Below are 13,050 nucleotides of genomic sequence, written 5' to 3'. Positions count from 1 at the left end.
GGACGCTCCTTGAAGGGTCAGAAAAGAGGCGAGGGGCCGGGATTCGGGGCAGACGAAACGGTGGGGGCCGCGTTCAGGGTGAGTTCCAGCAGGTGCGCGAGCACCCGGCGGGCGTCTTCCTCAGAGGTGGCGTTCAGGCCCAGCACGCGGTCTTCGGGCAGGCCGAAATACAGCGCCACGTCGGCCGGGGCCCAGACACGGGGCTGGTCCTGGCGGGTCACGCCGATCACGAAGGGCACGGCGATGCGGCTGGTGATGAACTCGAAGATGTTGCGGGCAGGCAAGAAGTCCTGCGGGCGGTCTCCAGCGACGAGGAGGACGAGGCCCAGCGCGCCCTCGCACAGCACCTCCCACATGAAGCTGAAGCGGTCCTGGCCGGGGGTGCCGTAGAGGTGCAGTTCCTGGCCACCCAGAGTGAGGGTGCCGAAGTCGAAGGCGACGGTGGTGTTGGCCTTGCCGATGTCCTCGCTGGCCTCGGCTTCGGTGGCGACGACGGGCGTCTGCGAGAGGGTCTGGACGAAGGTGGTCTTGCCGGCCCCGACCGGGCCGGAAACGACCAGTTTCAGGGGAAGGGCGCTGAGGATGGTCATGCGGCTCCCGAGCCGGTGAGGCGGCGCAGTGCGCCCAACAGCCGGCGCAGTAGTGGGGCGGGGGCCGCCACCGGCGCGGCCGTCAAGGGGGTGGGTGCTCCGGAGGAATCAGCCACCGCAGGGGCCGAGAGCGCCACGGTCCTCAGCGGAGCGATCAGGTCGGCGGCGCGTAGGCGGTACAGCGTGGCCTGAAGCTCGGCCTCGGACTGACCAGTCAGGCGCGCGAGTTCGGCGGCGCTGGCCCCCGTCCGCAGGTTCGGGGCGAGCAGCTGCCAGCCCGGCACGAGCGCCGCCGGGACCTCGGCCCCGGACGGCTGGGCCACGAACCGGGTCTCGGGGTGCGGGAGCTGATCGGCGGGAATGGTCCGGGCCAGCGTGTCCTGAAGCAGGTCGTGCAGGGGGAGGGCGTAGAGCCGTGCTCCCTGACGGGCGCCGACGCCCGGCGTGGCTGACCGGGGCTGGAACTCGAAGGCTCCCTGCCCCTGGGCGTGCAGATGCTGCACGGTCGCCTGGGCCTGCGCCGCACCGGGGACCGGAAAACCGTCCACGTACAGGGCGCTCAGGACGCCGCCCTCCAGCACCATCTCGACTGTCCGGCCCTGATAGGCCTGGTGAAAGAACAGGGTTCCCGCCTGGGCACTCAGGACTTTGAACAGATCGGTGAGCGTGTGATGCGCGAGATCACCGAAAATAGCCATAACACTCCTTTGGATCGGGGACGAGGAAGGGCGGAAACCGGCCGGGGCCGCACCGGCCATGCCCTGCACGCCAGCGACCCAACGGCGAGAACTGTAAAAAATCTCACCTGACAGCGCTGTCAATATGCCGGCATAGGCAATTGACCCGAGGACACCTGGAGGGGCGGACAGGTCTTTCAACCTCTAGGACGGTGTTTTTCGCCTTCCAAACAGGCAAAACGCAGGAGCGGACTTTACGCAACCCAGACCAACAGCTCCACATTGAACTGTGATAGATCTGTCAAAACGCCGAATGGGAATGAATTTGTCTGTTTTTCCCCGTCCCATACGCTCGATTCACATTTCCGGCAATATAAGGACAACTTCATGACGGTTCCGCCCGATGGGGGAAATTGACAGCTCCGGCGCGTCCGGTATCGGGGAATACACTCTGTTTCCGGGAACTGGTCCCACCCGGCCCTATGCTGAGGCCATGACTTCCGCTTCCCAGCCCCTACGGGTTGCCCTCGTCGGCACCTCGGCCCGCTCGGACTACCTGTACGGCCCCCTCCTGCGCGGGCTGGCGCAGGACACGCAGCTCGTGGCGGTGTGGGGACGCAGCCCCGACAGCGCCGCGCGCCTGGGCCAGAGCCTGGGTGTCCCGCACTTCACCGATCTCGCCGAACTGATCCGGCACACTGCCCCCGACCTCGCCGTAGTGTCGGTCGCGGGCGCGGCGAACGGCGAGGTCGGCCTGATGGCGGTGGAACATGGCCTGCACGTTCTGCTTGAGACTCCCATCGCCCCGACGCTGGCGGAGGCCGACGCGATCATCGCCGCCGCGCGGAGCCGGGGGGTCAAGATCGAGGTGGCCGAGCAGTTCCACCGCCGCCCGATGGAGCAGATCAAGCTGCGGCTGCTGGAGAGCGGGCTGTTCGGGCGGGTTCACAGCTCCTTCAACGATTTTGCCGGGCACGGCTATCACGGCGTGAGCGTGATGCGCAGCTATCTGGGCTTCGGCGCGCGCCCCCTGCGGGTCAGCGGCTCGGTGCACGAGTACCCCCTGGCGGCGCACTGGTCGCCGCTGGCAGACACCCGTGGCCCCCGGCAGGAGACGCAGGAGCACGGGCTGGTCGAGTTCGACGGTGGGCAGGTGGGCCTTTTCCACTGGACGAGCGTGGGTTATGACTCGGCACTGCGCTGGTGGCGCTCGGGGCGGTTCCTGGCCGAGCGCGGCATGGGCCTGAGCGTCGGCGTAGGTCTGGACGTGCAGGAGCGCCTGAGCCTCCTGACCCCCGACGGTGAGGCCCCGCAGTTCATCACACTCGAACGCCGCCTGGAGCGCAACGACGGCGGCGCGCTGCGCGAGATCGTGGCCCACACGGGCGACCCGCAGCTGCCGGCCGTCACCTGGGCCAATCCCTTCCGGCCCGCGCGCCAGGGGCACGGCCCGCAGTGGCACGACGACGAGATCGGGGTGGCCGGCTGCATCTTGAGTCTCGTAGAGGCGATCCGCATGGGTGGGGAACCCAGCTACGGCCCCTGGCAGGCCCGGCTCGACCAGGAGATCGTGCTGGCGATGCAGGAATCCGCCCGGCGCGGCGGTGAGCCGGTGACCCTCGACGCTCCGGCCGGCCCGGCCTGAACCGGGGTCCGGATCAGTTCGCCTCCTCGGGCAGGTGCAACTTGACGGGGATGATGATGTCGGCGGGCGGGCCGCCGCGGCGCTCGATGCGCCCGAACAGCCGCCGGGCCGCCTGACGGCCCATCTCGACCGCGTCGTAGGACACCAGGGTCATGGGGGTGGGCAGGATACCGGCCAGCTCGAAATCGTCGAAGCTCGCCAGGGCGAGGCTGCGGCGCCGGGCGTGCAGGGCCTTGAGTGCCCCCAGCGCGATGCGGTTGTTGGTCACGAAGACGGCCGTGGGGCGAGTCGCCATGTCGAGCAGAACGTGCATGGCGGCCTCGGCCTGCCGGTCGCCGTGGTACCCCTGGAGAATCAGGGCGGGGTCCGACACGATCCCGGCTTCGGCGAGGGCCTCCAGGTAGCCGGCCGTGCGCTCGCGGCCCGTATAGACCGCGGGGTCGCCGTCGATCATGGCCACGCGGGTATGACCGTCGCGCAGGAGGTGGGTCACGGCCGCATGTGCACCCGCGCGGTTGTTCAGGACGACCGAGTCGAAGTGCCCCGACGTGCCGATGGGCCGGTCGACAGCCACGACCGGAATGCCGCGCAGCGCCCCCGGCGTGAGCTGCAGGTGCGCCTCGGGCGTCGGCACGACCACCAGCCCGGCGACGTTGTGCTGCAAGAACGCCTCAATGACCTGCCGCTCGCGCCCGGGCTGCTCTTCGCTGCTCGCGGTCAGCAGCAGGTGGCCGTATTCATGGGCGACCTCCTCGATCCCGCGTGCGATGGAGGAATAGAACGGGTTGCTCAGGTCGCCCGTCACCAGCCCGATCAGGGCGGTCGACTGCCCTGGTCGCAGGCTGCGCGCCTGTTCGTTGCGCCGGAAGCCCAGTTCTTCGATGGCGACCTGGACGCGCGAGCGGGTGTCGGGGTCCACCCGCGGCTCCTGATTGACCACCCGTGACACCGTCTTGATGCTCACCCCTGCGAGCCGGGCGACGTCGTGCATGGTGGGCCGGGAACTCATAGGGGGGAGTGTAGAGGCTGACCGCAGAGGGGGCAAAGGCCGCGCCGGCCTGGACTCGGGTGCGTCGGTCATGCCGTGGCACCTGACCGGGTAACGCGGACTCCGGCCGGAGTACGGCAGGCCGACACCAAGCTGGCCTGGGCACCGGACAGGCCATAGGGAAGACGAAAAGGCATGACTCATCCTATGACAACGTTGTCGGAAAAGTTGTGCGATTTTTTTGCTTCTCGAGACGAAAAGAGCTGGAGGGGCTCAGCGATTCGGCGTCTCTACAGCGGTCTAGACGAGGGGTCATTTGAAGCCGATTTGGCAAAAGCCCTGCCAGCCGCAGAAATTTCCGGCTCGGTGGCACTAGGTGTCCACCCGACAGGAACGGGTGGGGTCTTGACAGTCAAATGCCAGATGACTACGATCATGTCAACGTTGTCACAACCCACCGCGCATCTGCCGAGACACGCCCCGCTGTTCGTACCCGCCGCCGTTTTTCCTGTTGGAGACGGCCTTTGCCCTGCCCTGAGGTGCCCATGACCTACTCGCCGCCCACCGGTTCCGCCCCCCTCCTCGAAACGAGGGGAATTACCAAGCGTTATGGCCATGTCGAGGCCCTGCGCGGCGCCGACTTCACCGTCTATCCCGGCGAAGTCGTGGCGCTGCTGGGCGACAACGGCGCCGGCAAGAGCACGCTGGTCAAGGCCATCACCGGTACCATCCGGCCCGACGAGGGTCAGGTGCTGATCGAGGGCCGCCCAGTCGAGATGCGCTCGCCGCTCGACGCCCGCAGCCTGGGCATCGAGACCGTCTTTCAGGACCTCGCCCTGATTCCGGACCTGGACCCGGCAGGCAACCTGTTCCTGGGCCGCGAGATTCTGCGTCCTGGCCTGCTAGGCCGCTTGGGGGTCATTGACCGCAAGGCCATGCGTGAGCGCACGGTCGAGGCCTTCACCCGCCTGGGCGTGAACATCCAGGACGCGCAGGCCAAGGTCATCGGCATGTCCGGTGGACAGCGCCAGGGCGTCGCGGTGGCGCGCGCGATGGTGTGGGCCAGCAAGATGGTCCTGATGGACGAACCCACCGCCGCCCTGGGCGTGGTGCAGGCGCGCCACGTCAACGATCTGATCCTGCGGGTCCGCGATCAGGGCGTGGCGGTCGTGCTGGTGAGCCACAACATGCAGCACGTCTTCGAGGTCGCCGACCGCATCGAAGTGCTGCGCCTGGGCCGCCGCGTCGCGCAGTTCCACAAGAACGACACCACCATCGAAGACGTCGTGGCCGCCATGACCGGCCTGAGCGTTCCGGGAGCCGCATGAGCCTTTCGCGCACGCCCGGCGCCGCGCCGGCCTCGCCCCTGAAACTCGCTGCCCGCCGCCTCCTGGGATCGCAGGCGACCCTGACGGCCGGCACCCTCCTGGTAGTCATGGCTATCTTCGCCGCGCTGTTTCCGGGCAAGTTCGCCACCCTCTACAACCTCCAGACGCTGCTCGTCGACTACTCGGGCATCGTGCTGCTGGGCGTGGGGCTGACCTTCATCATGACCAGCGCCCGCTTCGACCTCTCGGTCGGCGCCGTCCTCGTGTTCTCCTGCGTGCTGGGCACCCAGGCCATGACGCTGGCCGGCGGCAGCAACGGCGGCTGGGGCGCGGTGCTGCTGGGTCTGGTGGTGTGCCTGGGCACCGGCCTGCTCGCCGGGCTGCTCAACGGCTTTCTGATCGTCAAGGCGCGCGTACCCAGCATCATCGTGACGCTTGGGACCCTGAGCATCGCCCAGGGCGCCGCCTACGTCCTCACCGGGGGCGTGGACCTGTACGCCGTACCCAAGGTCATGCTCGACACGCTGGGCCAGGGCCGCATCCTGGGCCTGCCCGTGCCTATCCTGGTGGCCGCCGCCGCCGTACTCATCGGGGCTTTCGTGCTCTCGCAGACCCGCTTCGGGCAGTACACCTGCGCCATCGGCAGCAACGCCGAGGCCGCGCGCCGCGCCGGCATCAACGTGGACCGCGTCGCCATCAGCCTGTACCTCATCTCGGGGGCTGGGGCCGGACTGGCAGGCTTCATGAGCTTGGCCCGCTACGGCTCGACCACCCTGGCCGCCCACCAGAACGACAACCTCACCGCGCTGCTGGGCGTGGTCCTGGGGGGCACCAGCCTCTTCGGCGGCACCGGCACCGTGATCGGCACGGCCATCGGCGTCTTCATCCCGGGCGTCCTCTCCAACGGCCTCGTGATGATGCAGGTCCTTCCCTACTGGCAGTACATCATCGTCGGCATCGTGCTCATCGCCGTCGTCTACATCGACCTCGTCAAGCGCCGGGGGCGGACCGAGGGCGGCTGAGCCTCCCCTTCCCTGCTCCGGCACCCACCTCTCCAGTTCACCCCCTTTTCTCGCCCCTCTACCGGTCCCGACAGGACTACCCCCAAGGAGAACCACATGCGTCACTTCGTCACCGCCGGTCTGTCTGCCCTCGTCCTCGCCGCCAGCGCCCACGGCGCCGGTGCCCAGAGCGCCACTACGACCAAGGCCACTGCGGCCAAGAAGTACCGCATCGCCCTGATCCTGGGCACGACGACCGACAACTTCTACACCTCGATGCAGTGCGGCGCGCAGGAAGCTGCCCGGCGCCTGGGCGACGTGGAGCTGACCATCCAGGGCGCGCCCCGCTGGGACGCCACCCTCCAGACTCCGGTGGTCAACGCCGTGACCGCCAGCGGCGTGCAGGCCATCGCCATCGCCGTGAACGACGGCCGCGCGCTGTACGCTCCCCTCAAGGCCGCCAACGACAAGGGCATCAAGATCGTCGGGGTGGACACGCGCCTCACCGACTCGGGCTTCGTGGTCTCGAACATCTCCTCAGACAACCGCGCCCTGGGCGCCGAAGCGGCCCGCACCCTCGCCAAGCTCATGGGCGAGAAGGGCACGGCGCTCATTCCTCCCATCACGCCCGGCATCACCACCGTCGCCGACCGCATCCAGGGCTTTATCGACGAGATGAAAGCCAACCACAAGAACATCAAGATCGCCTACAAGGGTATCAGCGAGGACGCCTCGGCCTTCAGCGCCGCCTTTGCCGCCAATCCCGACATCACCGGCATGTTCCTGATCGCCAACAACGAGGCGCTCGTGGCCGCCGGGGCGATCCGCCAGCTGCCCGCCAGCCGCCGCGACAAGATCAGCGTCGTGAGCTTCGACGCCGCCCCCGCACTCGTGCAGGCCCTCAAGTCCAACCAGATTCAGGCCATCGTGGCCCAGAAGCCCGCCCAGATGGGTGCCCTGGCCGTCGAGACCGCCCGCAAGGCCCTGATGGGCCAGGCCGTCGCCAAGTCGCAGCCCACCGGCGGCGTCGGCCTGACCCAGAACAACATCAACCAGCCCGCCTTCGCGCAGTACGTCTACAAGTCCAACTGCAACTGAGCGGCTGAGGCGCTTCGGGCGCTTCGCAGGGGTCCCCTGCCCCCTCCCGGCCCTCTCTCCGCCGCCCAGGTCCACTGGGCGGCCCCCTTCTTTTTCACCGTCCGCCCCGTTCCTGCTCTTCACGTTTTCCTTTTCTTCCCGAGGACCTTCCCGTGAGTTCACACCCTGCCCCCGCCCCACCCGTCCACGACGTTCCCATGCCCGCGCCGCGCCGCGACCTGACTCCGGCGATGTTCACCGTGATCTCGCAGGTACGCGCCCGCCTCGCTGGGCAGCCCGAACTGGCGACCCTGTTCACGCAGTGCTTCCCGAACACCTGGCAGACCACCCTCGAAGACCTTCCGGAGGGCCAGACCTTCGTGCAGACCGGCGACATCCCAGCCATGTGGCTGCGCGACTCGGCGGCGCAGGTCAGCCCGTACCTGGCCCTGTGCGCCGCCGACCCCGAGGTGCGCCGTACCGTGGCCGGCGTGATTCTTCAGCAGGCGCACCTGCTGGAAACCGACCCCTACGCCAACGCCTTCAACCGTGAGCCGGGCAATGAATACCATTTCGACGTGCCGCCGCCCGGCCCCTGGGTCTGGGAGCGCAAATTTGAGCTGGACTCGCTGTGCTTTCCGCTGTGGCTCGCGTGGCGCTACTGGCGGGCGACCAGCGAACTGCCCCTGGACCTGCGCCCCACCCTGGAGCGCATCATGGACGTCATGACGACCGAACAGGACCACGACGGCCGCTCGGCCTACCGGTTCGAGCGGCCCGCCGAATACTGCGTGCTGCCCAGCGACACGCTGGCGCGCGGCGGCCGGGGCGCGGCCCACGCTCCCACCGGCATGGTGTGGTCGGGGTTCCGGCCCAGCGACGACGCCTGCACCTATCCGTACCTCGTGCCGGCCAACATGTTCGCCGCCGTGGTGCTGCGCCAGGCTGCGCAACTCGTGCGGGAGCTGTACGGCGACGCCGAACTGGCTGCGCGGGCTGAGACCCTGGCCGTCGACATCCGCGAGGGCATCGAGACGCACGGCGTGACCGAACACCCGGAATTCGGGCGGGTGTACGCCTACGAGACCGACGGCCTGGGGAACTGGCTCCTCATGGACGACGCCAACGTGCCCAGCCTGCTCGCGGCCCCCTACCTGGGCTACTGCCGCGCGGACGACCCCACCTACCTCAACACCCGGCGCATGCTGCTGAGCGCGGCCAATCCCCACTACCACGCGGGCCGGCATGCCGCCGGGATCGGCAGTGCCCACACGCCGGGGCGGCGCATCTGGCCCATCGCGCTGTGCATGCAGGCCCTGACGGCGCAGGAGACCCCCGAGGGCCGCGCCGAGGTCGTCGCCCTGCTGAACACGCTGGCCCACACGACTGCCGGCACGGGCCTGATGCACGAGAGCTTCGACCCCGACGCACCGGACACCTACAGCCGCCCCTGGTTCGCCTGGGCCAACAGCCTACTGGCCGAGACGGTCCTGACCCATCTTGACCTGCTCGCGGGGGACGCGTGACCCTCTCGCGTCTGGAACGCCGGCTCCGGGAACTCGAGGGCCACCTGGGCCGTCTGGGGGCGTGGCGCGACGAACGCACCGTGACACTGACCGACTGTACCTTCCAGGCGCCGGGCCGAGCCGGAGTGCGCCTGCAAGAAGGTCAGCCCTGGCCCGAAGGCCCCGGTACCCTGGACGACCAGCCCGTGCGGCTGCGCTGCGAGTGGACGGTTACGCCGGACTGGGAGGGCCTGCCACTGGAGCTGCTGCTCGACGTGGGCGGCGAGGCGCTGCTCACGGCCTCGCTGGACGGTGAGGTGGTCTACCGGGGCGGCCTGAACCCCTACCACCGCCGCGCTCCACTGACTCGGAGCGCCCGCGCGGGCCAGCGCCTGAGCGCCGAGGTGGTGGCGGTTCCGCGCGGACTATTCGGGTCGCCGGTCCCGCGCCCGCACCTGGAACGCGCGCGGGTGTGCGCGCCGCAGCCGCAGGTCGCCGCGCTGCTCGACGACCTCACGGTGACGGCCGCCGCCATCCGCACGCTCGGGCGCGGCGCGCTGGAAGGCGGCAGCGATCTGACAGGCCAGGGCTACGGCGCGGAGATCGCCGCGCGGCTCCTGAACCTCACCGACGAGGTGGTCGGTGCGCTCGCGTGGCCTTCGGCGGCGGCCGGCCACCTGGCCCGGCTGCACGAGCTGGGCGGGGGCGAGTCGTTCACCCAGGGCATCTGGAGCCTGCCGCGCGAGCTGCCGCCCACCACGCCCCTTTCGCCCGAGGTGACCGCGCGCGTCGCGCACGCCTGTATGCAGCTCCGGGCCGGACTGGCGCACCTGCGCGCCGAGTACCCGCCGCGCGGCCGGCTGGCCCTGACCGGCCACGCCCACCTTGACCTGGGCTGGCTGTGGCCGGTCCCCGAGACGCGGCGCAAGGGCGTGCGGACCCTGAACACCGTCATGGAACTGATGGACCGCTACCCCGACTTCACCTTCAACCAGTCGAGCGCGCAGCTTTATGCCTGGATAGAACAGGACGACCCCGAACTGTTCGCGAAGATCACCCGGCGGGTGGCCGAGGGCCGGTTCGAGCCGGTGGGCGGCATGTGGGTCGAACCCGACTGCCAGATGAGCGGCGGCGAGGCGCTCGCGCGGCACCTGCTGTACGGCCAGGGGTATTTCCGCGAGAAGTTCGGCCGGACCTGCGAGGTCGCGTGGCTGCCCGACACCTTCGGGTTCACGCCTGCGCTGCCGCAACTGCTGGTCCAGGGGGGCGTGACCGGCTTTTTCACGACCAAACTCAACTGGAACGAGGAGACGCGCTTTCCGCATGACCTGTTCATGTGGGAAGGCCTGGACGGCACCCGCATTCCGGCGCACAGCCTGAACAACCCCGGTGGCAGCCGGCCCGGCCTGGGCGGCTACAACGGCGACGTCCAGCCCAGCGACCTGCTGGGCACCTGGGAAAATTTCGGCGGCAAGGCGGCGCCCGGCTGGGGCGAGGAGGCGCCGGTCAGCCTCTTTACCTTCGGCTACGGCGACGGTGGCGGCGGCCCCAGCGCGCCCATGCTGGAGGCCTACGACCTGCTGCGCGACTTTCCGGGTCTGCCCGCCCTGCACATGACCCGCGTGGACGACCTGTTCCGGCGCCTGCCGCAGGAGGGTCTGCCCGTGTGGGTGGGGGAGCTGTACCTGCAACTGCACCGGGGCACCCTGACCTCGCAGGCCCGCGTCAAGCACCTGAACCGTCAGGCCGAGCACCGGCTCTTGGAGGCCGAGGCGCTGTGTGCCCTGGCTGGGGCCGACCCGGAAGAAGGGACCGGGGCAGGCGCAGGTGCGCAGTCCGAACTCGGAGAGCTGTGGAAGACCACGCTCCTCAACCAGTTTCACGACATCCTGCCGGGGTCGAGCATCCGCGAGGTGTACGGCGACACGGTGCCCGAGCTGGAGGGCGTGGCGGCCCGCGCCGCCGAACTGGCCCGCGCCTGCTGGACCCCCGAGACGGACACCTGGACCGTCGCCAATCCCCTCCCCTGGCCCCGCCCCCTGAGCGTACTGCTGCCCGCAGATGCGGGCCCGCTGTCGGCCGGCGGCGCGGCGCTGCCCACCCAGGCAGTGGAAGGCGGCCTGCTCGTTCACGCCCCGGACCAGCTCGTGCCGGCGATGGGGACGCTGACCCTGCGGCGGAGCGCGGGCCCGGCCGCCACGCCTTCCCTGCCGGTGTCCGTCACGGTGCGCCAGGACGATTCCGGCACAGTCCTGGACAACGGCGCCCTGCGGGCCGAGATCGGCGAGGACGGAGTGCTGCGGCGCCTGACCGACCTGCGGACCGGGCGCGAGGTGCTGGGGCCACAGGGGCATGTCCTGCGGGCCTACCCGGACCTCCCCTATGCCTGGGACGCCTGGGACGTGGCGCGCGACCTGGGCGCGGCGCACACCGAGGTCCTGGATGGCCCCTGCACCGTGCGCGTGGTCGAGGACGGGCCGCTGCGGGGCGCCGTGCAGGTGACGCGGCCCTGGCGCGCGAGTCAGGTCACGCAGACCTTCCGGCTGTGCGCCGGGTCGGCGCGGCTGGAGATCACGCTGGACCTCGACTGGCAGGAGCGTCACACCCTGCTGCGCGCCGAGAGCGACCTGAACGTGCGCGCGCACGAGGCGTGGGCCGAGACCGCCCTGGGGGCCCAGCCCCGGCCCACGCACCGCAACACACCCGACGACGCCGCACACTTCGAGGTCAGTGCGCACCGTTGGATGGACCTCTCGGAGCCCGGCTACGGCGTCTCGCTGCTCAACGACGGGCGTTACGGCCACAGTGTACGCGGCAGTCTGCTGGCCCTGAGCGTGGTGCGCGGTCCCATGTGGCCCGATCCGCAGGCCGACCTGGGCCCACACACCCTGACCTACGCCCTGTATCCCCATGCGGGCGACTGGCGCGGGGCACACACCCCCCGGGAAGCGCTGGACCTGAACAGCCCCCTGTTAGCCCAGGCCGGGCGACTGGAGCTGCGCGCCGCGCCGCACCTGGGCGGTCTGCCCCTGATGCTCAGCGCCCTGAAGCGCAGCGAGGACGGCCAGAGCCTGATCCTGCGGGTGTACGAACCTGCCGGGCAACGCGGCGAGGCCACCGTGACCCTTGGCCGTTACTCGGCGGAGCGGCTGAACCTGCTTGAGGACGCCCTGCCCGGGGAGGCCGGTGACCGGCTGGAACACGGCGTCCTGCACCTTCAGGTACGGCCCTTCGAGACGGTCTCGCTGCGGCTGAGCCCGGCAGGCACGCCGTGAGTCCGGCGGCGCTGACCCTGGACGTGGGTGGCAGCCACGTCACGGCCGGTCTGGTGGACCTGGAAACCCGGCAGGTGCGGCGCACGGCGCGGCGCAGCCTGCACCACGCCGCGCCCCTGGAGACCCTGTTGGACACCTGGGCCCAGGCCGCGCTGGAGGCCTGCGGCGAGGGCGGCCTGGAGGCCGTGCATATCGGGGTGGCCGTTCCGGGCCCCTTCGACACACGCAGCGGCCGCTCGCAGATGCGCCACAAGTTTCCCGGACTGTACGACGTGGCCCTGCGGCCCCTGCTGGCCTCGCGGCTGCGGGGGCAGGTGGGCCACCTGGGCACCGTGCCCGAGATCGTGTTCGGCAACGACGCCGACCTCTTCGCGCTGGGCGAGTGGTGGAACGCCGGCGCCGACCCGGCCACGCGCCTCATCGGGCTGACCCTGGGCACCGGCCTGGGGTCGGGATTCGTGGCCGGAGGCCAGGTCGTCACGTTCGGCGAGGACGTGCCGCCGGACGGCGAACTGTGGAACATGCCGGCCGATCCCGGCATCTTCGAGGACCACGCCTGCGGCCGTACCCTGGAGCGCCTGAGCGAGGAGGCCTTCGGGCAGCGCCTGCCCCCCGTGGTGCTGGCCCAGCGTGCCGATGCGGGAGACCGGCTGGCCTACGCGGTGTTCCGGCAGTTCGGCTATGATCTCGGCGAGCTGCTGCGGCCCTGGGCCGAGCAGTTCAGGGCCGATACGGTGGTGCTGGGCGGCAGCGTGAGCCGGGCCTTCGGCCTGTTCGGGCCGGAGGTCGCCGACGCCCTGCCCGGCTGCCGGGTGCGCCAGAGTCAGGCGTTCGAGCTCGCTCCCCTGATGGGCGCGGCGGCCCTCGCCCGTCCGCCCTGGGTCAGCCGCCCGGATTGAGACTGGAGCGGCGCCGGTGACCGGCTGACGCTGCCCCGGCAGATCGGGCACAATGGGTCCTGACC

General features: G+C 70.0%; 10 protein-coding genes. 7 read left to right on the top strand and 3 right to left on the bottom strand.

What is annotated here, in order from left to right; all coding sequences use genetic code 11:
* Positions 1-17: 17 nt before the first annotated feature.
* Entirely contained in the window at positions 18-590 is a 573-nt protein-coding gene (locus ASF71_RS11430) for an ATP/GTP-binding protein (protein WP_056299810.1), read from the bottom strand.
* The gene (locus ASF71_RS11425) at positions 587-1,288 is read right to left on the bottom strand and encodes a hypothetical protein (RefSeq protein ID WP_056299808.1); all 702 of its coding nucleotides are present in this window, start codon (positions 1,286-1,288) and stop codon (positions 587-589) included. The genes ASF71_RS11430 and ASF71_RS11425 overlap by 4 nt, the downstream gene beginning before the upstream one ends.
* A 472-nt stretch (positions 1,289-1,760) precedes the next feature.
* On the opposite strand from ASF71_RS11425, the gene ASF71_RS11420 reads away from it, so the two are divergent.
* A complete protein-coding gene (locus tag ASF71_RS11420; RefSeq protein WP_056299805.1) occupies positions 1,761-2,912 on the top strand; it encodes a Gfo/Idh/MocA family protein in 1,152 nt (383 codons plus the stop codon).
* A 13-nt stretch (positions 2,913-2,925) separates the two neighbouring features.
* On the opposite strand, the gene ASF71_RS11415 is transcribed toward ASF71_RS11420, so the two are convergent.
* On the bottom strand, positions 2,926-3,921 hold the full coding sequence (locus ASF71_RS11415) for a LacI family DNA-binding transcriptional regulator (RefSeq protein WP_082505951.1): 996 nt from the start codon (positions 3,919-3,921) through the stop codon (positions 2,926-2,928).
* A gap of 524 nt (positions 3,922-4,445) precedes the next feature.
* Here ASF71_RS11415 and ASF71_RS11410 point away from each other — a divergent pair.
* The 6 genes from ASF71_RS11410 to ASF71_RS11385 all read left to right on the top strand — a co-directional run bounded on the left by ASF71_RS11410 (position 4,446) and on the right by ASF71_RS11385 (position 12,985).
* Entirely contained in the window at positions 4,446-5,228 is a 783-nt protein-coding gene (locus ASF71_RS11410; RefSeq protein WP_056299799.1) for an ATP-binding cassette domain-containing protein, read from the top strand.
* Positions 5,225-6,250, top strand: coding sequence for an ABC transporter permease (locus tag ASF71_RS11405; protein WP_056299797.1), 1,026 nt, complete (start codon positions 5,225-5,227; stop codon positions 6,248-6,250). Before ASF71_RS11410 ends, ASF71_RS11405 begins: the two co-directional genes overlap by 4 nt.
* A gap of 96 nt (positions 6,251-6,346) precedes the next feature.
* Positions 6,347-7,327 carry an ABC transporter substrate-binding protein gene (locus tag ASF71_RS11400; protein ID WP_056299792.1) on the top strand — a complete coding sequence of 327 codons (981 nt, stop codon included), beginning with the start codon at positions 6,347-6,349 and terminating at the stop codon, positions 7,325-7,327.
* 152 nt (positions 7,328-7,479) lie between these two features.
* Positions 7,480-8,832 (top strand): glycoside hydrolase family 125 protein, encoded by a 1,353-nt coding sequence (locus ASF71_RS11395; protein WP_235514363.1) that lies wholly within the window; start codon positions 7,480-7,482, stop codon positions 8,830-8,832.
* Positions 8,829-12,086 carry a glycoside hydrolase family 38 C-terminal domain-containing protein gene (locus ASF71_RS11390; RefSeq protein WP_056299786.1) on the top strand — a complete coding sequence of 1,086 codons (3,258 nt, stop codon included), beginning with the start codon at positions 8,829-8,831 and terminating at the stop codon, positions 12,084-12,086. The genes ASF71_RS11395 and ASF71_RS11390 overlap by 4 nt, the downstream gene beginning before the upstream one ends.
* A complete protein-coding gene (locus ASF71_RS11385; RefSeq protein ID WP_056299783.1) occupies positions 12,083-12,985 on the top strand; it encodes an ROK family protein in 903 nt (300 codons plus the stop codon). The genes ASF71_RS11390 and ASF71_RS11385 overlap by 4 nt, the downstream gene beginning before the upstream one ends.
* Positions 12,986-13,050 lie beyond the last annotated feature (65 nt).

Origin of the sequence: Deinococcus sp. Leaf326 (genome assembly GCF_001424185.1) — a bacterium.
Classification (GTDB): domain Bacteria; phylum Deinococcota; class Deinococci; order Deinococcales; family Deinococcaceae; genus Deinococcus.
The sequence above is the reverse complement of the archived record's forward strand: the minus strand, read 5'-3'. Positions and strand labels throughout refer to the sequence as shown.

What these genes read in the sequence shown, in the direction of transcription:
- ASF71_RS11425 (WP_056299808.1), bottom strand. Translation starts at nt 1,288, where the DNA reads ATGGCTATTTTCGGTGATCTCGCGCATCACACGCTCACCGATCTGTTC.
- ASF71_RS11420 (WP_056299805.1), top strand. Translation starts at nt 1,761, where the DNA reads ATGACTTCCGCTTCCCAGCCCCTACGGGTTGCCCTCGTCGGCACCTCG.
- ASF71_RS11405 (WP_056299797.1), top strand. Translation starts at nt 5,225, where the DNA reads ATGAGCCTTTCGCGCACGCCCGGCGCCGCGCCGGCCTCGCCCCTGAAA.
- ASF71_RS11415 (WP_082505951.1), bottom strand. Translation starts at nt 3,921, where the DNA reads ATGAGTTCCCGGCCCACCATGCACGACGTCGCCCGGCTCGCAGGGGTG.
- ASF71_RS11400 (WP_056299792.1), top strand. Translation starts at nt 6,347, where the DNA reads ATGCGTCACTTCGTCACCGCCGGTCTGTCTGCCCTCGTCCTCGCCGCC.
- ASF71_RS11410 (WP_056299799.1), top strand. Translation starts at nt 4,446, where the DNA reads ATGACCTACTCGCCGCCCACCGGTTCCGCCCCCCTCCTCGAAACGAGG.
- ASF71_RS11430 (WP_056299810.1), bottom strand. Translation starts at nt 590, where the DNA reads ATGACCATCCTCAGCGCCCTTCCCCTGAAACTGGTCGTTTCCGGCCCG.